Genomic DNA, 22,422 nt, shown 5'->3' with positions numbered 1-22,422 from the left:
AGCTCACGGCTTCAAGCCCTTGATCGTGAATGAACAATTGTCCGGTTGGCTGTCCTGGCAGATATACACGTCCTGCCCCAGTGCGTCGCTGGCGAGGTGCCAATACAAGGTGCCCGTCAGCGACATGCTGTCGACCTCTCTCGGGCTGCCGTAACGCAGCGCGATAACCTGAGCACTGCCGGTTCGGTACATGCACTTTTCGAGGTAGCCGTTTTCGCGCGCCTGATCCTTGCCAGGCGTAAACACAGCGCCCAGGAAAACATCGACGAAGTCTCGATATTCGACGCGCTGGCTACGCCACAATGCTCGCTCCCCGGACGTCTCGAAATAACCCCCCACATAGTGAATGGACGAGGGATAGGGGCAACCCTGCCCGGCCACTGCCTGCGCAACGCCACCACCTGCCAGCAGGCAGGAACAAAGCATTTTCTTAACCATAGGGAGTTCCATGACCTCACAGGGCACTCGGAAAAACGAGACGTTTCCCTGCCCAGTAAAATACAGCTGCAACTCACAAGATAGCTGTTAAATATGACAGTGCCGTCCTATAACACGCATAAAAAAGCGGCGCTTCATGCGCCGCTTGCCTCAAGACCTGTTAACGGTGACCGTGACGACCGCCGCCATGATCGTCACCGCGTCCATGTCCACCATTGCCCCAGCGGTCCCCCCAGCCCTGGTTCGGGTAAGGCCGGTAACCGGCCCTTGGCCCCGAAGGGTAATAGCGCGGGGCCGGTTGGTAATAACGCGGGGCCGGCACGTAATAGCGCGGCACGGGGTAATAGTCACGCCGGTATTGGTAGGCGGGGCCGCCGTAGTAGTACGCCGGTGCCGGTGAGGTGTACACCTCGGATCGATAGTAACTGCGGCCTCCATCGTAATAAGGCACACATGCGCAAAGGGTTAGACCGAGTAAAGCGCTGAGTAGCAGTCGTCGATACATGGCGGCCTCCTGGACCGCGAAAGAGCACCTGCCGCGACGCGGGAGGGCGGCATTCAGCTTTCACTGAATGACGAAGTATCTGACATCAAAAAACGAAACTGGTGCGTTTCCGCAATAACTTGCAATACGTGCAGTACAGGGCATTGCGCCCGTTAGTTAAGCATCTCTGCCTCTCCAGAACATTGACTTAAATCAAACATATTTATACAAACTGAAACTTTCCGGATTTGAGCAATGTCACAACGCCATCGCACAATGGCACGGAGGCTCTGGCGCGAGCATCCCAACCCTACTCCCCGCCCCCCCGGATTTACGCTATGAAGATATCAACCAAACTGCTGCTCTCCTTTGTCCTGTGCGCATTCATTACCCTGTTGGTGGGTGCATTGGGTATCAAAGGCGTGGTCCGGCTCGCTTCGGCACTTGATTCCACCTTTTCCAACAACCTGGTCTCGGTCAGCAATACATCTGCCACGCTCAACGGGCTGGTCGCTCACAACCGCGGGCTGTATCGCCTGATGGATGCCAGTAAAGGCGATGTCGCCCAGCAGGACCGCGACCGCGTGCGCCAGGACATCGCCAACGAGCTCAAGCGCAGCCAGGCGGCCTACGCCAGCTACCGCGCCACACCGCTGGAGAATGACGAACGTACCGCCGGAGATGCTCTCGACCAGATCTGGCCGAAGTACGTGGCCAGTTCCGCACAGATCATGTCCATGCTCGACACAGGCCAACTCGAACAGGCGCGTACACAGCTCAACACCACCAACAACGAGCTGTTCCGCCAGGCTCGCGAGTTGATCCGCGTGATGGTGGAGTCCAACAACCGCCAGATCAAGGAAGGCGCGGTCGCTGCCGATGACCTGCGCAGCAGCGCCTTGACCTGGATGATCAGCGGCATCGTGTTGGCCTTCATCATCGCCATTGCCATCGGCTTGCTCATCACGCGGCTGATCACCCGCCCCATCGCCCAGGCCGTGGAAAGTGCCCAGTACATTGCCAATGGCGACCTGACGCATGCGATTACCACCGACCGCACCGACGAAGCCGGGCAACTGTTGATGGCGCTGGCCGATATGCAGGGCGGTTTGAAAAGCACCTTGCTGGAAATCGCCAACGCCTCCGACCAGCTCGCCTCGGCCGCCGAAGAACTGAGTGCGGTTACCGAGGAAAGCACCCGTGGCCTGACCCGTCAGAACGACGAGATCCAGCAAGCCGCCACCGCCGTGAACCAGATGACCGCTGCCGTAGACGAAGTGGCGAGCAACGCCGTATCGACTTCGGAGGCGTCCCGCCAGGCCACCACCGAAGCCGAGGACGGCCGACAGCAAGTGGAACAGGCGGTGTCCGGCATGAGTTCGATGGTGGTGGAGATCAACGATTCCACTCAATCGGTTGCCGACCTTGCTGGCCAGGTTCGAGAAATCGGCAAGGTGATCGATGTGATCCGTGGCATTGCCGACCAGACCAACCTGCTGGCCCTCAACGCGGCCATCGAAGCCGCCCGCGCCGGAGAGCAGGGCCGTGGTTTTGCGGTGGTGGCCGATGAAGTGCGGGCGCTGGCCCATCGCACCCAGACGTCCACGGTGGACATCGAAAAAATGATCGGCGAAGTCCAGACAGGCGCCGACGATGCGGTGGCCGCGATGAACAAGAGCCTCAGTTGGGCCAACAACACCCAGGCCATGGCGCAAAACGCCGGTGAGGCGCTGCAACGGATCACCGCCAGCGTGGCGAAGATCAACGAGCGTAATCTGGTGATCGCTTCAGCCTCGGAAGAACAGGCCCAGGTGGCCCGTGAAGTGGACCGCAACCTGCTCAACATCCAGGACCTGTCGACTCAGACCGCCGCCGGCGCCCACCAGACCAGCGCCTCCAGCCAGGACCTGTCGCGCCTGGCCACCTCGTTCAACATGCTGGTCAGCAAGTTCCGGCTGTAAGTAGCCTGCTGTCGGTTAGCGCTGTATCGTGCAAATCCAAGAGACTCCTGCCGATACAGCCTGACCGACAATGACCACGCCAACCCTTTGCCCTGCCTGCGGCGCCCGTAACGATTGCACCCTGGCCGATCCGCGCACCGCCGACCAGGCCTGCTGGTGCTACAGCGTCACCATTGACCCTGCGGTACTCGAAGCGCTGCCCGATACCTTGCGCAACAAGGCCTGCCTGTGCCCGCGCTGCGCCCAGGTGGACGAACAACTGCGTAGCCGCGATGCGAGTTGACCGCTTCCTCAGTAATCTGCCCCGTTTCAATCGTCAGCAAGTACGCCTGCTATTGGTTGAGCGACGGATCAGCGTGGATGGCGTGAAGGTCAGCGACCCGCACCATGAAGTGCGCGAATTCAGCCGCGTGTGCATTGACGATGAAGTGCTGCAGACGGGCAAACCGGCGCGTTATTTCATGCTGCACAAGCCCCGGGGATGCGTGAGCGCGACGTCGGACATGCAGCACCCGACGGTGCTCGACTGGCTGGATGAACCGGATAAAGACGAGCTGCATATCGCCGGTCGCCTGGATTTCAACACCACAGGTCTCATGTTGCTCACCAACGACGGCCAGTGGTCGCGGCGCCTGACGCAACCGCAGACCAAGCTGCCCAAGGTCTATCTTGTGGAGACCGAACAGAACATCGGCCCCGAGTACGCGACCACCTTCGCCGCAGGGCTGTACTTTGCGTTCGAAGACCTCACCACCCAGCCAGCCGAGCTGGAGTTGCTGGGGCCGACAACGGCGCGCTTGAGCATCATTGAAGGGCGCTATCACCAGGTGAAGCGCATGTTCGGGCATTTCAATAACAAGGTCATTGCCCTGCATCGCGAGCGTATGGGGCCCCTTGAATTGGACGCTACGCTTGCACCGGGCGAATATCGGGCGCTGAGCGTTGAGGAAATCCGCCAGGTCTGACGACCGTTCAGCCGGCGCTGGCAAAAACCCATTTGTGCAACTTGCGACATCCCAGGGCTGTGCTTGACTCTCTATCACCAGCCACATGATGACTGGCGCGTCACCTATAACCTCCAAGAACCACCTTGCCCCGCCCGCGCTTGATCCACGGGCCTTCCCGGCAAACAGCCCGCCATAACAACACCCGTCGGCCAGCCGTCATCGGACCGACATGGGCCCTCATCTTCCAGGCGTATGCCTACCTGTCACAAAGCTCGTGCAGAGTGATCTGCGCGCCCTACCCGCTTGCCAGGAGTCTTACGACATGAGGCCAGAAATCGCTGTGTTGGATATACAGGGTCAGTATCGGGTTTACACGGAGTTCTATCGCGCGGACGCTGCTGAAAAGACCATCATCCTGGTCAACGGCTCCATGGCCACCACGGCATCCTTCGCCCAAACCGTGAAAAGCCTGTACCCGCAATTCAATGTGGTTTTGTACGATCAGCCCTACGCCGGTCGTTCCAAAATCCATAACCGTCATGAGCACATGCTGACAAAGGAAGTCGAGGGCCAGATTCTGCTGGAGCTGATCGACCACTTTGCCGCCGAACACGTGCTGTCGTTCTCGTGGGGCGGCGCCGCCGCCCTGGTCGCCCTCGCCCACCGACCGCGTCGCGTGGAAAAAGCCGTGATCAGCTCGTTCTCCCCGGTGATCAATGCACCGATGCGCAACTACCTGGAGCGCGGCGTCGACTACCTCGGCAACCTCGACCGCGACCGCATCGGCCACCTCGTCAACAGCACCATCGGCAAACACCTGCCGTCGCTGTTCAAACGCTTCAACTACAAGCATGTGAGCAGCCTGGCCGAGCATGAATATGGGCAGATGCACTTTCACATCAGCCAAGTGCTGCACAGCGATCGGCTCTGCTACCTCAAGGCCGCCAGGCAGATCGACGTGCCGGTACTGTTCTTGAACGGCGAATGGGACGAATACACCAGCGCCCAGGATGCCAGGCAGTTCGGGCAGTACGTGGCCAAGAGCAGTTTCAGCACCATTCAGGCGACAGGGCATTTCCTGGACATGGAGCACAAGGCGGCATGCCGGGACAGCCGCGACGCGGTGGTGGGCTTTCTGAAACCGGAACGGCAGGTCAGCCGATTGCGCTATCACCAGGGCCAGCCACAACATGCGTTTGCGATTTGAGATGAGAGCCTTTGCAAGCGCGGGCGTGTTATGAAGCGCACGCCCACGCTTGCATTGGCCCCGTTGATCGCCGTATTGAATGCAACCAACCGGCACATTTTTCGAAGAAAAACTTCAAATCAGTGCGCACATCTGGTACAAAGTCAGCCGCTCTGAGCGGGTGTCGTATAATGGCATTACTCCAGCTTCCCAAGCTGATAACGAGGGTTCGATTCCCTTCACCCGCTCCACTCAGACAGTGCTCCCGCGTCAGGTGTTTTTGACGGGGGATGCGTAAAAACCGGTCCTTGATGACCGGTTTTTTTATGCGCGCGATTTAGCATCCTGGGCAGCGTCTGGCAGGCGGCGGTTGGCAAACCCGAAACACTCCGCCGACAAAACCTGTACAAAACTATATTTCTGTACAACTATCTCCCTTGAGCGATGGCGCGGTGCCTCGCGCGTTCGAGGAGCCGGCTCATGACGCGTCTATTGATTTCTCTGTTGCTGGCATTGAGTTTGAGCAGTTGCGGCAACGTGGGTGTCGAGCACTATGCCGACCAGACACCCCAGCTGGACCTTGTGCGGTTTTTCAGCAAGCCCGTGAAGGCGTGGGGGATATTCGAGAAACGTTCGGGTGAAGTGGCCAAGCGTTTTGAAGTGACCATCACCAGCCGGCGCGACGGCGAGGCGCTGATTCTCGATGAACGCTTTCTCTACAGCGATGGTACGCGCCAGCAGCGCGTGTGGACGCTGACGCCGGATGGCCCTGGCCGCTGGCGTGGCCGCGCGGGGGATGTGGTCGGCGAGGCCATCGGCGAAGTGGCCGGGAACGCACTGCGCTGGCGCTACCGCCTCAATCTTGCAGTGGATGGCGCCGTCTACGAAGTCAGTTTTGACGACTGGATGTACCTGATGGACGAGGACACGATGATCAACCGTTCGAGCATGTCCAAGTTCGGTGTCGAATGGGGCCAGGTCACCTTGTTCTTTCGCCGCCAATAACCGACGCAACGTGAGGGGCAATCATGAATCTGCACAGGCTGGCCGAACTGGCTGCAAAGGGCGAAATACGCGAGCTGGAACTGCTGTCGCTGGAGGGCGGCGTGTACCTCGCGCGCGTGCGGCTGGAGCACACTGAAACGACATTGCAGGGCGATGATCAACAGCCGCTGCGCATCCGCTCCACCACGCACCTGCGGGACCTGTTGCAAGGCATTCCACCGTTCCCCTGCGTGCTGTACAGCACAGCGTTCACGATGAAATGTGCGGCACGCGTGAAGGGCCGATTGGCGGGTTGCGGATTGCGTTTACGCTGAACTCGTCTTTTTAGGGTGAGCATCTGAGGTCAGCAACTATCTGGCAAGGGCAGCCCCAGGGTCACTGATCGGCCCGAATTCAACCGCAAGAAACGCAGTTTTCCACGGGGTGAGGTGTTCTATAGTGAGCGCTCACCCAACCCAGGATCCCGCTCATGTCCTCGCCCTGCAAGCTCATGCCCTCCCCTGTCGGTGTGCTCACCCTGGTGGCACGCGGCGACAAGCTCAGCGCCATTTTGTGGGAGTGCGAACGCGCCAACCGCGTACGCCTGGGCGAACTGCACGAGGCCAATAACTGCCCGGTGCTGTTGGAAACCGAGCGCCAGTTGAACGAATACTTCGCCGGCACCCGTCACCGGTTCGAGTTGGAATTGGACTTCACCGGCACCGACTTTCAGAAACAGGTCTGGCAGGCACTGCTCACCATCCCCTTCGGCGAAACCCGCAGCTACAGCCAGATCGCCCGGCAGATTGGCAACCCCAAGGCCGTGCGCGCGGTGGGCGCGGCGAATGGGCGCAATCCGATCTCGATCATTGCGCCGTGCCACCGCGTCATTGGCGCATCGGGCGGCCTGACCGGGTTTGCCGGCGGCCTGGAAGCCAAGCAATACCTGCTGGCGCTGGAGGGTACCGGCCAGGCGGCGTTGGCGTTCTAAGCGCCCGCGTGGCAAAAACGTACAGCGTTGTTCACCGCGCAAATTGTAAAAGGAAATTTCAGCGAGCCGCTGCGGTCCATCATTTCATCACCCCCTCACTAAGGAAAATGGTCATGAAATTCTCCGCAGTCTCACAATCGCTATCCCGCTGGGCAGGCAGTGCCCGGACGTTCTATGCGGCCGTCGCGTTGATTTTCCTGTGGAGCTTGAGCGGGCCGTATTTCCACTACAACGACACCTGGCAGTTGATCATCAACACCTCGACCACCATCATCACCTTCCTGATGGTGTTCCTGATCCAGAACACGCAAAACCGCGACAACGACATCCTGCACATCAAGATCGATGAACTGCTGCGCGTGTCCAAGGATGCGCAAAACGCCGTGTTGAGCCTTGATGGCCTGGACCGCAAAGAGTTGGAAAAACTGCGCCAGGAATACCGCAGCATCGGCAGTACCGGCACGGTCAGCCTCAACAGCAGTTGCGGCCACACCGCCGATGATGCGGCAGCGACCAAGACCGACTTGAACCAGGCATGAAAAAACGGCGGTTGGAGAAGATCCAACCGCCGTTTTTCATATCACGTCACGGCCTCAACCGTCACCTTGATGGCCCTTGCCGTAGGTAGATGCCAGGGCACGGGCTTTCTGCAGACGCTCTTCCAATTTAGGCAGCGTCTCGTCCACCAGCGCTTTGATTTCCGGCACACTCGACGCCGCGCCTTCGCGCTTGAACAGGGCGATGGCGTCTTCGTTTTCCTTGACCTGCTGCGCGGTGTAGGCGGCGTCGAAGGAGTCGCCGTCCTTGAGCTCGGGCATCAGGGTCTCGGCCTTGTCGACGATTTTCTCGCGCGGCGCCACGGGCAGGTCGAGCTTCTTGGCGATGGCCGCCAGGTGCTGGTTGGCCAGGGTCCGCTCGTTGATCACCTCGATGGTGTAGTCCTTGATTTCCTGGGACGAGGTCTTGGCGTGGGCCATGCGGCTGGTTTCGATATCGGCCATGCCTTTGGCCGACGCCTGCTCGATGAATTCAGCAGGCGACTGGGCGAAAGCATTGCTGGCGCCGAGGCCCAGCAGCATCGCGAAACTGGCGGTGCGTAACCGGATAGCCATGCGGCTCATGATGGGTTCCTCCAAGGCAAAAATAGGTGCGGGGGAATACTCCCCGCCCTGAATTCGAATTTTCAGGGCGGCAAAGGTTTAGAAAAAACTTACCCGCGCGACGAACGGTCGTCTGCCGCTCAGGCAGGTTTGCTCCCAAACAGGCCAGGTAAAGCGTGCGCCAGAGCATTGATAGCGAAACCGATAAACATCACGCCGCAGAGCTTGGTGATAAGAATTTCGTGGCGCTGGTACACCGTGCGCACCCGCTGGGCGCCGACCACGCCGATCAAAATCGCGTAGGCCGCCATGCCACCGATGAAGCTCAGGAAAATAAGCGACGGCAGCATCGCCCAGGTCAGCAACTCGGCACGGCTGGACAACAACGCCGTAAACGTTGCCACCGCCACCGGGTAAGCCTTGGGGTTGGTCAGGCCGAACAGGATACCGTGCCAGAACGGGTGCCGCGCCGCGCCCTGGGGCGCATCGCTGCTACGGCGCTGGGTACGGATCGCGCGCCAGCCGAGCCAGAACAGGTACAGGCCGCTGAGCACGCCCAGTACATCGAACGCACCGCTACCGACTTCCCGTGCGCCGACAATCGCAATCAACGCGGTACTGCACCACACCACATCCCCCAGCAAATGCCCGCACAGGAAACCCGCTCCGGCGCGACGACCGCGAGCGGCACCGATGCCAAACACGGCCAACACCCCAGGCCCCGGGGTAATACCGTAGATAAAACCCGAAGCGAGTACGGCGAGCAGCAACGATGGGGTCATGGGGGAACGCTCTGACAGACGTTTGAAGGTGATTGATTCTGCATGTTTCAGTGCGCCGGGTAAAACTTCATTCCGGCGTAAGGCTGGCTGCGGCAGGCTTGCAGGCGCGAAGCCAAGTCGCCGGCATGAGCCTCCAGCTTGTGACCGTCCGGATCGAGAAAATAAAACGACGCGCCCTCGCTGCGGTTGTCGCGCCATTCCCGCACGTTGGCGGCGCGCAGGCGCGAGACCAATGCGGTGAAATGCCCCGCCTCGACCGTGAAGGCGTAATGGGTGTAATCGGCGGCCGGACCGGCCTGGCGCTGGGGGTCAAGCGACAAGCAAAGCCAGAGCCCCGGCAAGGACAGGTAGGCCCCGCCCTCCCAGGTAGCGTCAAGTTGGAGTTGCAACAGCTCATGGTAGAAATCGACGCTGCGCGGTACATCGGTCACGGCCAGGGTCAAGTGGTTGAAGCCCGAGAGCATGGGATGTTCCTTGGTGATCAGTGGCGTTCGAACGATACACCTTGCACCGGCCCCACCACCCCCTGCAACCGCGCCGCGTGAATAGCCGTCAACGCTTGTCGGAACTACGCAGCTTGTGCGGCAGGCCCCACAGCAACAGGGCGGCGGCGATCAAGGCGCACACGCCGATGACATAGAGCGCCGGCGTGGTACTGCCGGTGACGTCCTTGATACGCCCCACCATCACCGGGCTGACGATACCGCCCAACTGCCCCAGCGTATTGATCAACGCAATGCCCCCGGCGGCACCGGCTCCGGCGCCTGCCAGCAGTTTCGGCGGCAAGGTCCAGAATGTCGGGATCGACGCAATGATGCCGGCACCCAACAGCCCCAGGGCAATAATCAGGAAGGTGGTGTGATCATCGAAGATCCCGGCGCAGAAAAATCCGACCGCCCCCATCGCCACCAACCCACTGACAAACTTGCGCCGTTCACCGGTGGCATCCGACCAGCGCCCCACCACAACCATGGTGATCGCCCCGCAGATGTAGGGGATGGCGGTCAACAGACCAATCACCACCGGGCTTTCGATACCGGCACTGCGGATCAATTGCGGCGCCCAGAAGTTGAGGCCGTAGGACGCCACCTGAATCAGGAAGTAAATCAGCCCCAGCATCAGGAAACCGGGAATACGCAGGGCCTGGAGCAGCGAGCCTTTCTTGTGCACTTCATGCACGGCGATGCGGCTGGACAACAGGGTCTTTTCTTCGGCACTCAGCCAGGGCGCATCTTCGATGCGGTCCTTGAATTGCGTGAGCACCAGCCACGCCAACGCGACACAAGGCAAGCCACCCAGCAGGAACAGCCAATGCCAGCCGCGCATTTGCAATACGCCGTCCAAGTGTTCCAACACCAGGCCGGAGAACGGCGCGCCCACCAGCCCGGCGAACGCCGAGGCGAGGAACAGCAGGGAGGTAATCCGCCCGCGGAAATCCTGAGGGAACCACAGCGTCAGGTAATACAGCACACCCGGAGCGAACCCGGCCTCCATCGCGCCGATCACGAAGCGCAGGGCATAGAACTGCCACTCCGCCGTGACAAACACCATGGCCGCCGTGGCCAGTCCCCAGGACACCATGATGCGTGCGATCCAGCGGCGGGCACCGACCTTGTACAACATCATGTTGCTCGGCACTTCGAAGATCACGTAACCGATCACGAACAGACCGGCCCCCAGGCCGTAAGCGGTGTTGCTCAACCCGAGGTCGGCCTGCAACTGGAACTTGGCAAAGCTGATGTTGATACGGTCAAAAAAAGCGAACAGATAGCAGACCATGATCAGCGGCATCAGGCGCCAGGCAACCTTGTTGACTACCGTTTTGATCGGATCGACTGCAACGGCCGGGCGCGCGCCGGCCTCCAACGGATTAGTGCTCATTGTTTTTCTCCAGCGGACGGCTCACAGGCCGCCGATTGTTTTTGTTGTCTGGTACGAGGGTTACAAGGTGGCGATGTACGCCGGGGGTGGATGCAGGTCGCAATTGCGCCCGGCCTTGGCCACCTGGCCGGGCAATTCATGCCCCAACAGTGCCGGTAGACGGCGGGACAGGTGCAGCAGGTGCGGCAGGTCGATCCCGGTGTGAATACCCATGTCGTCACACAGGTTGACCAGGTCTTCGGTACAGATATTGCCCGATGCCCCCGGCGCAAACGGACAACCGCCGAGGCCGCCGAGCGCCGCATCGAAGCGCCGGGCACCGGCTTCGTAGGCAGCCAGTACATTGCACAACCCCAGGCCGCGGGTGTTGTGGAAATGCAGGGTCAGGTCACTGGCCGCGACGCGCTGCAACACGCGCTTGACCAGATGCGCCACCTGGCGCGGGTTGGCCATGCCGGTGGTGTCGGCGAGGCTGATGCCCTGGATGCCGAGTTCCTGATACGCCTCGACGATTTGCACGACGCGGTCTTCATCGACCTTGCCTTCGAACGGGCAACCGAAACCCGTGGCAATACTGCCGTTGAGGTGTACCGGATGCTCGCCGGCAAAGCTGACGATGTCGGCAAACGCCGCCAACGACGCCTCGCAGCGCATGCGCATATTTGCCAGGTTGTGGGTCTGGCTGGCGGACATCACCAGGTTCAGCTCATCGGCGCGGGACGCAATGGCGCGCTGCGCACCCTTGAGGTTGGGGACCAGCGCCACGTAGATCACGCCTGGCCTGCGCTCGATGCCATGGAATACCTGCTCGCCATCGCGCAGCGCAGGAATGGCCTTGGGCGAGACGAACGAGCCGGCCTCGATCCGGGAAAATCCGGCGCGGGAAAGCTGGTCGATCAGCGCAATCTTGTCGGCCGTCTCCACCCAGGTCGGCTCGATTTGCAGGCCATCGCGCGGGGACACTTCCTGCACGATCAACGGGTCACCATAGTCCTGGATCATTGCACCACTCCCGAGTTTTTCAGGCGTTGGATGTCGGCACCGCTCAGGCCCAGGCCGCCGAGAATGTCATCGGTGTGCTGGCCCAGCGCCGGGCCCGGCCAGTTCACCGCGCCGGGGGTTTGCGAGAGCTTGGGCACAATGCCCGGCATCTTCACCGACACCCCACCGGGCAGCTCGGCCTCGAGCAACATATCCCGCGCCTGGTAGTGCGGGTCGTTGACGATATCGGCCACCGAGTAGATGCGCCCGGCCGGCACTTCGGCCGCCTCGAGGGCACTGAGCACCTGGTCGATGGGCAGGCTGCTGGTCCAATGGGTGATCGCCGCATCCAGCACCGCGCTTTGGGCGGCACGACCATCGTTGTGGGCAAACTCGGGGGCCTCGGCCATATCGACGCGGCCGATGGCGGTCATCAGGCGCTTGTAGATCGGGTCGCTGTTGCCGGCGATCACCACATAGGCGCCGTCGGCGGTCAGGTAGGTGTTGGACGGCGCAATACCCGGCAGCGCCCCGCCACTGCGCTCACGCACATGGCCGAGCATGTCGTATTCCGGCACCAGGCTTTCCATCAGGTTGAACACGCTTTCAGCCAGGGACACGTCGACAATCTGCCCATCGCCCTGGCCGGTCTTGACCCGCAGCAGCGACATCAATGCGCCGATCACGCCGTGCAGGGAAGCCAACGAATCCCCCAGGCTCACCCCCACCCGCGCCGGTGGCGAATCCGGGTTGCCGGTGGTGTAGCGGATCCCGCCCATGGCCTCGCCAATCGCGCCGAAACCCGGGCGGTCGCGGTAGGGGCCGGTCTGGCCGTAGCCAGAGATACGCACCAGGGTCAGCTTGGGGTTGAGGGCGTGCAACACGTCCCAGCCCAGGCCGAGTTTTTCCAGGCCGCCAGGGCGCAGGTTTTCGATCAGCACGTCGGCGTCGCCGAGCAGTTGTTTGATCAGCGCCAGGCCTTCGCTGGACTTCAGGTCCAGGGCCAGGGACTTCTTGTTGCGTGATTGCAGGTACCACCACAGCGATGTGCCTTCGTGCAGCTTTCGCCATTTGCGAAGCGGGTCGCCCTGGCCCAGGGCTTCGATCTTGATCACCTCGGCACCAAACTCGGCCATCAGCCGGGCGGCGAACGGCGCGGCAATCAGGGTGCCGATCTCGATCACCTTGATCCCGCTCAGGGGAGCCGTCATGGCGTGTACCTCTTATTCCTGGAATGTGCGCCAAGGCTAGAGGACAGCGACGGGAAAAATCCAACCGTCAGTTGGCAAGAAGCGTTCGCAAAAGGCGAACGCTCAGCGACTTTTCTGTAGGACCAGGCTGTCAGGCTGCTCCAGAGACGGCGTCGAGAGACTCAAGTAATCGAACAACAAGCGGCTCACCGGCGACAATTGCGCTTCGTCGCGCGCCACCAGGATCAAACTGCGATTGGACCAGGCATCTGTCAGCGGCACGGCGTGCAGGCCCAGCGCGCGACCGAATAACTCGTAGGCCTTATGCGGCAGGATGCCGATGCCCATATTGGCCTGGACCATCCGGCACATCGCATCAAAACCCGGCACGTGAATACGCAGGCGCAGCAGCTTGCCGGCCTCGCGCGCGGCCGCGTAGGAGCGCATATTGATCGAGCTGGCGGCGTGCAGGCCCACATAATCGCTGCCGAGCGTGTCACTGAACGCCAGGGTTTCGCGGGCGGCCAATGGATGATCGGCCGGCATCAGCACCACCAGCTTGTCGTGGCGATAGGTCACGCTTGGCAGGCCGCGGGTGTCGGTGTCGCAGGAGCAGATGCCCAGGTCCGCCACGCCGTCGAGCACGCCTTGCACCACGCCGGTACTGGGGCGTTCCTCCAGGTCGGTTTTCACCTCGGGATGCAGCTCGGAAAAATCCCGCAGATCTTCGGGAAGGAACTGAATGATCGCCGAGAGATTGGCCAGCATCCGCACGTAGCCGCGCACACCATGGCTATGTTCGCCCAGCTCCAGGCCCATTTTCTCGACGTTGAACAGCATCTGCCGCGCGTGGTGCAACAGGGTTTCGCCGGCGGCCGTCAGGTCCATGCCCTTGGCCCGGCGCACGAACAGGCTCACGCCCAGCACCTGCTCCAGCTCCATCAGGCGCTTGCTCGCGGCCGACACCGCGATGGCTTCGCGGGTGGCGGCACGGGTCAACGTGCCCTCCTCGAACACCGCGACAAACAGTTGCAGGGTGATCAGATCGAGGCGGCGCACCAGGCTTTTGTGCAACATCAGCGAGGTTCGCTGGCCAGACGGTTGATCTCGGCCTGCTCCACCACCGACTGCGGCGCGCCATGACGCACCACCGTCAACATCGCCCGGCCGACGGTCTCGGTGCTCACCACCCAGCCCGGTTTCACCCGGCGCACCAACGACAACAATGGCCCCAGCAGCGTATAAAAGGCCTGGTACAACGGCGTCTTCGAACGCACGCCATGCAACGGCTGGATCACCCCCGGCCGGAACAGGTACACCGCCTTGAACGGCAAGCGCAGCAAGGCATTCTCGGTCTTGCCCTTGACCCGCGCCCACATCGACTTACCCGTCTCGGTACTGTCCGTACCGGCGCCGGATACATAGATAAACGTCATGTGCGGATTGAGTCGCGCCAAGGTGCTGGCAGCAACCAGCGTCAGGTCATAAGTGAGGTGGGTGTACCGGGTTTCATTCATGCCCGCCGATGAAACGCCGAGGCAAAAGAAGCAGGCATCAAAGCCCTGCAGCAGGTTTTCCAGGGGATGGAAATCCAGCATGTCGCTGTGCAATACCTGGTGCAGCTTGCCGTGCTCCTGGGGCAACGGCGTGCGGCCGACCGCGACAACTTCCTGCACGTCAGCGGCCAACAGACACTCGCGCAGAACGCCCTGACCGACCATGCCGGTGGCGCCGAATAGTAGAACTCTCATAAGGGGGACCTCAGCGGCAAGCCGCAAGCTTCATGCTACAGGTTGAACCTATCCAACTTGTAGCTTAACGCTTGCAGCTTAAGGCTGCCCCCTCAAAACGCGCTGCGAAAGATCTCCTCAATCTGCCGCTGATCCGCGCGCCGTGGGTTGGTCAACCCGCAGGCATCCTTCAACGCGTTAGTGGCCAGCAGTGGGATGTCCTGCAACTTGGCACCCAGCTCGCGCAGGCCGGCCGGGATTTCAACGTCCAGGGCCAGGCTGCGAATGGCGGCGATGGCGGCCTGGGCGCCCTCTTCATCGGTGACGCCCGGGGTGTCGGCACCCAGTGCGCGGCCCACATCGCTCAGGCGCTTGGCGCAGACGCTGGCGTTGAAGCTTTGCACATGGGGCAGCAGCACGGCATTGCACACGCCGTGGGGCAGGTCGTACAAGCCGCCCAGTTGGTGGGCCATGGCGTGTACAAACCCCAGGGAGGCGTTGTTGAAGGCCATGCCGGCGAGGAACTGCGCGTAGGCCATGTTCTCCCGCGCGGCCTTGTCGCTGCCGTCGCGCACGGCCAGGCGCAGGTTGGCGCTGATCAGTTCGATGGCTTTGATCGCGCAGGCGTCGGTAATCGGCGTGGCGGCGGTGGACACGTAGGCTTCGATGGCGTGGGTCAGGGCGTCCATGCCGGTGGCGGCGGTCAGGACCTTGGGCATGCCAACCATCAGTGATGGGTCGTTGACCGACAGCAGCGGTGTGACGTTGCGATCGACAATGGCCATTTTCACGTGACGGGTTTCGTCGGTGATGATGCAGAAGCGAGTCATCTCGCTGGCGGTGCCGGCGGTGGTGTTGATCGCAACCAGTGGCAGTTGTGGCTTGGTTGACTGGTCGACCCCTTCATAGTCGCCGATATGCCCGCCATTGGTCGCGCACAGCGCAATGCCCTTGGCGCAGTCATGGGGCGAACCACCGCCCAGCGACACCACGAAATCGCAAGCGCTCTTCTGCAACAGCGCCAGGCCTTTCTCAACGTTTTCCACATTGGGGTTGGGCTTGGCGCCATCGTAGATCACCGAGTCGATGTCCTGCATTGCCAATTTCTCGGCGATCATGCTGGCCACACCCGCCTTGGCAAGGCCGGCATCGGTGACGATCAATGCCTTGCGAAAGCCATAGTTGCGGATGGCGACCATGGCTTCGTCGAGGCAGTCGGTGCCCATGATGTTGACGGCGGGAATGAAGAAGGTGCTGCTCATGGCGAATCCTCGGATGGCGTTTATACCGATAGCATCAACCTCACCCGCCTGCGGCACCTTGATCAGGATCAACGCCCACTCGTGATAAAGTCACCGTCCAGCCGATTTCGAGTAGACCCGCCGCAATGAAGGATTTCCAGGATATTGACGCCCACCTTGAAGACTGGAGCGCGCTGCGCGACACCCTCGACTTCAGCGGGATTCTGATCGGCAACGGCGCAAGCCGGGCGATTTGGGAAGACTTTGCCTACGACTCGCTGTTCGAAAACGCGCGCACCGTTGAAGAAAAACCCCTGAGCCAGTCAGAACTCAGCGTGTTCGATGCCCTGCAGACCCGTAGCTTCGAGCAAGCCCTGGGCGCGCTGAAAACCACCAGCCGGGTCAACAAGGCACTGGCCGTCAGCTCGGCGGCGCCGCGTAACCGCTACTACGCGATCAAGGAAGCCTTGATCAACACCATCCACGGCGTGCATATCCCGTGGCGCCTGGTGCAACCTTCCACGCTGACGACGATCAACGCGGAACTGGCGCGTTATGCCACGGTGTTCACCAGCAACTACGACCTGCTCAACTACTGGGCGATCCTGCACACACCGGGTATCGACGACCTGTTCCGCGGCGCCGATGCCAGCTTCGACCTGCGCGACATCCGCACCGATACCCCGCGCATCCTGTACCTGCACGGCGGCCTGCACCTGGTGCGTAACCTCGATGGCACCGCGCGCAAACTGCCGTCCACCGACAGTACCTTGCTCAGCAGTTTTGCGATCAACAACACCATCAAAACCCTGGACGATGTGCCGTTGTTTGTCAGCGAAGGCACGGTGCAAGAAAAGCTCAAGACCATCCGCAGCTCGGATTATCTGTCGTTCTGCTATGAGCAATTGCTGAGCCATGAGGGCGCGCTGTGTATCTTCGGCCATGACTTGGGAGCGCAGGATGAACACCTGGTCGATGCCATTCGCCAAGCCAGGCCGACCACCCTGGCGATCTCGGTGTCGGGCCGTAGCGACGGCTTTATTCGCCAGCAGAAACGGCGGTATTCGCAGTTGTTTGACGGCTGCGGTGCGCAGCTGAAATTTTTTGCGGCGCGCACGCATGCACTCGGTAACCCAGCGCTGTCGGTGCCGGTGGAACGCTGATCAAAAGGTGATCGCATTTCCAGCATCCACCGCGGTCATTCTTCGCATCTGCGCACCACCCCCGACAACCGCGCGGGGTAGATGCTTTAAATAGAGACAAATGACAATGATTCTCGATACCATCCACGACTTTCCCACGTCGTGCTTCGCCAAGAAGGGTATCCATGTCTCGTCCCAAGCCCGACCCGTTGTCGGCCGATGCCTTTCGCAGGTTCTATACGGACATTCTGTATTTCCTGCGCAAACGTACAGACAACGCCAGCGACGCCGCGGACATGACCCAGGATGTGTTTACCCAATGGCTGGGTTACCGCGACCGGGCCAAGGTCGAGCAACCCCGGGCGTTTCTGTTCCAGATGGCGCGCAACCTGCTGCGTGATCACTGGCGCAAGCAGCAGATCCGGCACACCGTCCACGCCGATCAGGTCGACAGCGACGCCGAGCCGGTCACCGATGAGCAACACGAGCCCATGGCCGCCGCGCTTCGCCTGCAACGCCTGGAACAGTTGAAAGAAGTCCTCGCCGAACTCTCGCCCCGCAGGCGAGAAGCCCTTATGCTGCACCGCTTCGAAGGCCTGAGCCAGGCGCAGATTGCCAAGCGCATGGGCATTTCGACCAGTATGGTGGAAAAGCACATTGCCTTTGCCCTGCTGCATTGCAAGCGACGCCTTCAAAACGACCCCGGCACGGAGCAGCCAGAATGAACCGCCTGAGCAACAGCGACGCCCTGGACATCGAAGCCAGCGACTCCATCGACGCCCAGGCCGCCAGCTGGTTTGCCCGCAACCGCAACGAGATGAACCGCGCCGACCGCAAGGTTTTTGCCGCCTGGCAGGCCGAACCGGCCCATGCCCGCGCCTACGCCGAATTCGAGCAACTGTGGGCGGACCTGGCCCAGTTGCAGCAACTGAGCAAACCCGTGGCATTGCCCACGCGCAAACCGTCGGTGTGGCGCCCTGCCGTGGCCGTGGCCGCCGCGCTGTTATGCGCCGCGCTGGCCACACCTGTCGGCGCGCCCCGCGAACTTTATCGCACCGAGGTCGCCGCCCAGGCCAAAGGCATGCGCACCTTGGACCTGCCCGATGGCAGTACGCTGTACGTCAACGCCAATACGCACGTGCGCGTGGATTTCAGCGCGCACCAACGCAACCTGTATCTGGACCAGGGCCAGTTATATATCGAGGTTGCCGCCGACAAGGAACGCCCGTTATTCGTCAAGGCGGGCGAGGCCTACGTGCGAGTGGTCGGCACCGGTTTCGATGTGCGCCGCAGCCAGCAGCAACTGGTGGTCAGCGTCGCCCATGGCCAAGTCGGCTTCAAGCCGGATGCGCAAAGCCCGGTCACCCTGCTTGGCGCGCGGCAACGCGCCCGCTACAGCTATGCCAAGGGCACGTTGCAGCAGCAAACCCTGACCGCCGAAGAAGTCGCGGACTGGCGCAGCGGGCACTTGTCGTTTCGCAACCGCGAACTGGCCAGCCTGATCGACGAACTGAGTCTGTACCGCCCCCAAGCGCCGCTGCAGGTGAGTAACGCCGTGGCGCACCTGAAGGTCTCGGGCAATCTTGATGTGAATGATCCAGACGCCTTGCTCAATGCCCTGCCCGCCCTGCTGCCGGTAAAAACCGTGGTGTCGGCCGATGGCGGGGTGCGGATCGAACCTGTCCGGTGAACGGCGAAAAACCACACATGAGAATATTTTGCATTCGCACGTGTGGTTTTTTTGGCCAGCCCCGTCTTCCTCCCGTCTGTGTTTGATACGCACACCTTTCTGGCTATCCAGCCGCACCGGGGGATTTCATGTTTCGCGCGCCTTGCCCTGCTTCGTACCTGTTTCTGCGTCCGACCCTCATCGCCACCAGCCTGGCGTTCAGCCTCAACGCCCAGGCTGAGTCGCTCAACCTGCAACTGCCCGTCCAGCCCCTGGCCACGTCCCTGAGCCAGGTCGCGCAGCAGGCGAAAATCCAGCTGCTGTTCGATGAAAGCCTGCTCAAGAACGTACAGGCGCCGTCACTGAGCGGTCACTTCACACCCGAAGTGGCGATCCGCGCCCTGCTGAAAAACAGCACCGACCTCATCTTGATCAAGGTTGGCAACACTTATGTGGTAAAGCCCGAAGAGGCCAAAAGCACCAACAGCGCTGTCATCCAGCTGGACGCCCTGAGCGTGATCGGCACCGGCAACGAAGTCGACTCCAGTACCGTCGGCCGTTCCACGTTGAGCCAAGCGGATATCGACCGTTATCAAGCCAACAACATCCCCAGTCTGTTGCAGACCCTGCCCGGCGTCAGCCAGGGCGGCTCGCTCAAGCCCGGCGGCCAGACCATCAATATCCGTGGTTTCGGCGATGCCGAGGACGTGCCGCTGACGGTCGACGGTGCCAGCAAGAGCGGCTTCGAGCGCTACCAGCAAGGCACCGTGTTTATCGAACCTGAGCTGATCAAAAGCATCGAGGTCGAAAAAGGCCCCAACTCGCCCTTCAGCGGCAACGGCGGTTTTGGCGGCACGGTCAACATGACCACCAAGGACGCCCCGGACCTGCTCGAGGACGGCCGCAACAGCGGCGCAATGCTCAAATACGGTTATTCCAGCAATGATCACGAACAGGTGTACAGCGGCGCCGCGTATGGCCGTACCGAAGATGGTCGTTTCGACGCCCTGGTCTATCTGACCCAGCGCGACGGCGACGACATGAAGTTGGCCGCCAAGCTGCCCAACGAAGACAATCAATACCCGATCAACCCCCAACGCCTGCCCAACACCGCCCAGGATGTGGACGGCAAGCTGTTCAAGGTCAATGCACACTTCACCGATGAGCACAGTGTCGGCCTGTCTTACTCGCGCTCCCAGAGCGACCGCTGGACGCCGTTTTCCGCCGCCAGTTACCCCACGCCACCGACCCAGGCCAACATCGACCGCTATGGATACGAAGGGGCGTTGAAACGTTTTCTGGCTCACCGCAACACCGTCGACACCACCTGGTCTGGCAAGTATGAATATCAGCCTCTGGACAACCCACTGGTGGACGTGACCGTCAAGTATTCCCAGTCCAATACCGATCAGACCGACGAGCGCGACGCCACGGCGTTTTTCCAGTTGGCCACCGGTGGGCGCAAGATGGACACGTCCTACACCGACAAGCTCCTCGACGTGCGCAACGTCAGCCTCTTCGATACAGGCCCCTTGCAGCATGCACTGACCCTGGGCGGGCAGATCCGCAAGCACGTGCGCGAAACCGAGATGTGGATGCCAGGCACCACCTACAACACCCCGCGCTACAACTACGGGCATTTCCAGCCAGGTTTCATGCCCCACGGCAAGGTCGATACCAACAGCTTCTTCATCCAGGATGCGATAACGCTCGGCGACGTGACCCTCACCCCTTCCCTGCGCTACGACCATGTGCGCAACCGCGGCGAAGCCAACGACGCGCCTTACTACAGCAACCCCAACCCTGCGGTCGGTCACGACTACAGCGACCGCACCTACACCGGTTGGTCGCCGCGCCTGGCGCTGTTCTGGACCGTGACCCCGCAGGTTGGTTTGTTCGCCAACTGGAGCCGGACCTGGCGCGCGCCGGTGATCGACGAACAGTACGAAGTACAAGGCCTGGGCAATCGCACGGCGACCAGCGTCGACCTGGACCCGGAGCGCATCACCTCGATCACCCTGGGTAACATCACGAGCTTCGATAACCTGCTCACCCGGGATGACAACCTGCAAGTACGCACCACGCTGTTCCACAACAAAGTCGAAGATGAAATCTTCAAGTCCACCGGTGTGGGCTGCCAGAACCAGGCGGTGAACGGCGGCACTATAGGCACCGCGTGCCCTCCCGGCGCGATGTCCAATTACCGCAACATCGGCGGCCTGACCATCAAGGGCTTCGAGGTCGAGTCGTTCTATAACTCCACATACCTGTTCGGCTCGGTGTCGTACGCCTACGCCAAAGGCCAGCACGAAGGTGCCTACACCAACCCCTGGGGGCCGGACGTATCGGCTCGGGATATTCCGCCGACCAAATGGGTGCTGGTGCTGGGCACCCACATCCCGGCGTGGGATGCCCAAGTGGGATGGATGGGCCAGTTCATCGGTGCGACCGAGCGCTTGCCAAGTGACAAGTATTCCGGCGGCCCCGGCTCCAGCGTCGGCGACCTGTTCTACGACCAATACGGCAACAAGCGCTACAACACCCAGGGTCTGTTCGCCAAATGGAAGCCGCAGCAGGCGTACCTCAAGGGCACCGAGGTCAACTTCACCCTGGACAATATGTTCAACAACAACTTCCGCCCGGCCTTGAGCGGCGACCGTGCCTACACCAAAGGGCGCGATGCAAGGATCAGCGTTACACGCTTCTTCTAGAACTGTACGGATAAATCCGTACCCAGCTGTAGACCCTAGATCGACGGGGGTTGTGGCTAGATGGGCTTCCCTTGAAGCCCTCTGAATTGCGGTTACCCCCCATGAGCTCGCGCGAAAATACCGGCATGGCCCTCGGCCTGCTGGGCGTCATCATCTTCAGCCTGACCCTGCCCTTCACACGCATCGTGGTGCAGGACCTCCACCCGCTGCTCAACGGCCTGGGCCGCGCCCTGTTCGCGGCGGTGCCGGCGGCGGCGCTGTTGCTGTGGCGCCGCGAGCGCTGGCCCACCTGGCGCCAGGTGCGCGGGCTATGCCTGGTGATTGCCGGGGTGATCCTGGGCTTCCCGGTGCTGTCGGCATGGGCCATGCAAACCTTGCCGGCGTCCCATGGCGCACTGGTCAACGGCTTGCAACCGCTGTGCGTGGCGTTGTACGCGGCGTGGCTGTCCCATGAACGGCCGTCAAAAGCCTTCTGGGCCTGCGCGGCGCTGGGCAGTGCGCTGGTGTTGAGTTATGCGTTGATCACCGGGGCCGGCAGTATCCAGGCGGGTGACTTGCTGATGCTCGGCGCGATTGCCGTGGGTGGCCTGGGCTATGCCGAAGGCGGCCGGTTGGCCAAGGAAATGGGCGGCTGGCAGGTGATCTGCTGGGCGTTGGTGTTGTCGACCCCGCTGTTAATCGGCCCGGTGTGGTACCTGGCGGCGCAACATCAAGGTGCGATTTCAATGCGCACCTGGTGGGCGTTCGGCTACGTGTCGCTGTTCTCGCAGTTCCTCGGCTTCTTTGCCTGGTACGCCGGGCTGGCCATGGGTGGCATTGCGCGGGTCAGCCAGATTCAGCTGTTGCAGATCTTCTTCACCATCGCGTTTTCGGCGTTGTTCTTTGGCGAACATATCGAGCCGATTACCTGGGTGTTTGCGTGTGGGGTGATCGTGACAGTGATGCTGGGGCGCAAGACGGCGGTGCAGCCTGCGCCCGTGCCCAAGGCGAGCACGGTCTGAATG

Annotated in this window: 23 protein-coding genes, 1 tRNA gene and 1 pseudogene; 14 read left to right on the top strand and 11 right to left on the bottom strand. The window is 61.4% G+C overall.

What is annotated here, in order from left to right; genetic code table 11:
• Window positions 1–3 precede the first annotated feature (3 nt).
• Together AB4O05_RS11760 and AB4O05_RS11755 are read right to left on the bottom strand one after the other, a co-directional pair.
• Complete coding sequence (locus tag AB4O05_RS11760; protein WP_460137421.1) at window positions 4–438, bottom strand: DUF3757 domain-containing protein; 435 nt, start codon at window positions 436–438, stop codon at window positions 4–6.
• A gap of 160 nt (window positions 439–598) precedes the next feature.
• Window positions 599–943: a hypothetical protein gene (locus AB4O05_RS11755; RefSeq protein WP_460137422.1), complete on the bottom strand. Its 345-nt coding sequence runs from the start codon at window positions 941–943 to the stop codon at window positions 599–601.
• A 317-nt stretch (window positions 944–1,260) separates the two neighbouring features.
• Between AB4O05_RS11755 and AB4O05_RS11750 the strand changes: the two genes are divergently transcribed.
• The 9 genes and pseudogenes from AB4O05_RS11750 to AB4O05_RS11710 all read left to right on the top strand — a co-directional run bounded on the left by AB4O05_RS11750 (window position 1,261) and on the right by AB4O05_RS11710 (window position 7,530).
• Window positions 1,261–2,883, top strand: coding sequence for a methyl-accepting chemotaxis protein (locus AB4O05_RS11750; RefSeq protein ID WP_460137423.1), 1,623 nt, complete (start codon window positions 1,261–1,263; stop codon window positions 2,881–2,883).
• Between the two features lie 70 nt (window positions 2,884–2,953).
• Window positions 2,954–3,166 carry a cysteine-rich CWC family protein gene (locus AB4O05_RS11745; protein ID WP_460137424.1) on the top strand — a complete coding sequence of 71 codons (213 nt, stop codon included), beginning with the start codon at window positions 2,954–2,956 and terminating at the stop codon, window positions 3,164–3,166.
• Window positions 3,156–3,848: a pseudouridine synthase gene (locus tag AB4O05_RS11740; RefSeq protein WP_460137425.1), complete on the top strand. Its 693-nt coding sequence runs from the start codon at window positions 3,156–3,158 to the stop codon at window positions 3,846–3,848. Before AB4O05_RS11745 ends, AB4O05_RS11740 begins: the two co-directional genes overlap by 11 nt.
• 304 nt (window positions 3,849–4,152) lie before the next feature.
• Window positions 4,153–5,037 (top strand): alpha/beta fold hydrolase, encoded by an 885-nt coding sequence (locus tag AB4O05_RS11735; RefSeq protein WP_460137426.1) that lies wholly within the window; start codon window positions 4,153–4,155, stop codon window positions 5,035–5,037.
• Between the two features lie 156 nt (window positions 5,038–5,193).
• Window positions 5,194–5,267, top strand: a tRNA-Gly gene (locus AB4O05_RS11730).
• A gap of 229 nt (window positions 5,268–5,496) precedes the next feature.
• The gene (locus AB4O05_RS11725) at window positions 5,497–6,021 is read left to right on the top strand and encodes a DUF3833 domain-containing protein (RefSeq protein ID WP_460137427.1); all 525 of its coding nucleotides are present in this window, start codon (window positions 5,497–5,499) and stop codon (window positions 6,019–6,021) included.
• 23 nt (window positions 6,022–6,044) lie between these two features.
• Window positions 6,045–6,349: pseudogene (locus tag AB4O05_RS11720) on the top strand (DUF6482 family protein).
• 141 nt (window positions 6,350–6,490) lie between these two features.
• Window positions 6,491–6,991 (top strand): methylated-DNA--[protein]-cysteine S-methyltransferase, encoded by a 501-nt coding sequence (locus tag AB4O05_RS11715; RefSeq protein ID WP_460137429.1) that lies wholly within the window; start codon window positions 6,491–6,493, stop codon window positions 6,989–6,991.
• Window positions 6,992–7,104: 113 nt separating this feature from the next.
• Window positions 7,105–7,530: a low affinity iron permease family protein gene (locus tag AB4O05_RS11710; RefSeq protein ID WP_460137430.1), complete on the top strand. Its 426-nt coding sequence runs from the start codon at window positions 7,105–7,107 to the stop codon at window positions 7,528–7,530.
• 54 nt (window positions 7,531–7,584) lie between these two features.
• Here AB4O05_RS11710 and AB4O05_RS11705 read toward each other — a convergent pair whose 3' ends face one another.
• The 9 genes from AB4O05_RS11705 to yiaY form a co-directional block, all read right to left on the bottom strand.
• Window positions 7,585–8,112 carry a DUF4142 domain-containing protein gene (locus AB4O05_RS11705; protein ID WP_460137431.1) on the bottom strand — a complete coding sequence of 176 codons (528 nt, stop codon included), beginning with the start codon at window positions 8,110–8,112 and terminating at the stop codon, window positions 7,585–7,587.
• Between the two features lie 119 nt (window positions 8,113–8,231).
• Window positions 8,232–8,873, bottom strand: a complete 642-nt coding sequence (locus tag AB4O05_RS11700; RefSeq protein ID WP_460137433.1) for a LysE family translocator — start codon at window positions 8,871–8,873, stop codon at window positions 8,232–8,234.
• A 47-nt stretch (window positions 8,874–8,920) separates the two neighbouring features.
• Window positions 8,921–9,337, bottom strand: coding sequence for a fosfomycin resistance glutathione transferase (fos, locus tag AB4O05_RS11695; protein WP_460137434.1), 417 nt, complete (start codon window positions 9,335–9,337; stop codon window positions 8,921–8,923).
• 88 nt (window positions 9,338–9,425) lie between these two features.
• A complete protein-coding gene (locus AB4O05_RS11690; protein ID WP_460137435.1) occupies window positions 9,426–10,754 on the bottom strand; it encodes an MFS transporter in 1,329 nt (442 codons plus the stop codon).
• 60 nt (window positions 10,755–10,814) lie between these two features.
• Window positions 10,815–11,756, bottom strand: a complete 942-nt coding sequence (locus tag AB4O05_RS11685) for a hydroxymethylglutaryl-CoA lyase (protein WP_460137436.1) — start codon at window positions 11,754–11,756, stop codon at window positions 10,815–10,817.
• Window positions 11,753–12,946, bottom strand: coding sequence for a CaiB/BaiF CoA transferase family protein (locus AB4O05_RS11680; RefSeq protein ID WP_460137437.1), 1,194 nt, complete (start codon window positions 12,944–12,946; stop codon window positions 11,753–11,755). Before AB4O05_RS11680 ends, AB4O05_RS11685 begins: the two co-directional genes overlap by 4 nt.
• A 102-nt stretch (window positions 12,947–13,048) precedes the next feature.
• A complete protein-coding gene (locus AB4O05_RS11675; RefSeq protein WP_460137438.1) occupies window positions 13,049–14,002 on the bottom strand; it encodes a LysR family transcriptional regulator in 954 nt (317 codons plus the stop codon).
• The gene (locus AB4O05_RS11670; protein WP_460137439.1) at window positions 14,002–14,676 is read right to left on the bottom strand and encodes an NAD(P)H-binding protein; all 675 of its coding nucleotides are present in this window, start codon (window positions 14,674–14,676) and stop codon (window positions 14,002–14,004) included. The genes AB4O05_RS11675 and AB4O05_RS11670 overlap by 1 nt, the downstream gene beginning before the upstream one ends.
• A 92-nt stretch (window positions 14,677–14,768) precedes the next feature.
• Window positions 14,769–15,917 carry an L-threonine dehydrogenase gene (yiaY, locus tag AB4O05_RS11665; protein ID WP_460137440.1) on the bottom strand — a complete coding sequence of 383 codons (1,149 nt, stop codon included), beginning with the start codon at window positions 15,915–15,917 and terminating at the stop codon, window positions 14,769–14,771.
• Window positions 15,918–16,042: 125 nt separating this feature from the next.
• Between yiaY and AB4O05_RS11660 the strand changes: the two genes are divergently transcribed.
• The 5 genes from AB4O05_RS11660 to AB4O05_RS11640 all read left to right on the top strand — a co-directional run bounded on the left by AB4O05_RS11660 (window position 16,043) and on the right by AB4O05_RS11640 (window position 22,419).
• Entirely contained in the window at window positions 16,043–17,059 is a 1,017-nt protein-coding gene (locus AB4O05_RS11660) for a DUF4917 family protein (protein ID WP_460137441.1), read from the top strand.
• Between the two features lie 164 nt (window positions 17,060–17,223).
• Window positions 17,224–17,763, top strand: coding sequence for an RNA polymerase sigma factor (locus AB4O05_RS11655; protein WP_460137442.1), 540 nt, complete (start codon window positions 17,224–17,226; stop codon window positions 17,761–17,763).
• Entirely contained in the window at window positions 17,760–18,728 is a 969-nt protein-coding gene (locus tag AB4O05_RS11650; RefSeq protein WP_460137444.1) for a FecR family protein, read from the top strand. Before AB4O05_RS11655 ends, AB4O05_RS11650 begins: the two co-directional genes overlap by 4 nt.
• 128 nt (window positions 18,729–18,856) lie before the next feature.
• Window positions 18,857–21,418 (top strand): TonB-dependent receptor, encoded by a 2,562-nt coding sequence (locus AB4O05_RS11645; protein WP_460137445.1) that lies wholly within the window; start codon window positions 18,857–18,859, stop codon window positions 21,416–21,418.
• Window positions 21,419–21,519: 101 nt separating this feature from the next.
• Window positions 21,520–22,419, top strand: coding sequence for a DMT family transporter (locus AB4O05_RS11640; RefSeq protein WP_460137447.1), 900 nt, complete (start codon window positions 21,520–21,522; stop codon window positions 22,417–22,419).
• The last annotated feature ends 3 nt before the right edge of the window (window positions 22,420–22,422 follow it).

This window comes from Pseudomonas sp. S1_G07 (assembly GCF_054668565.1).
This window is presented reverse-complemented; position numbering and strand designations above follow the sequence as displayed.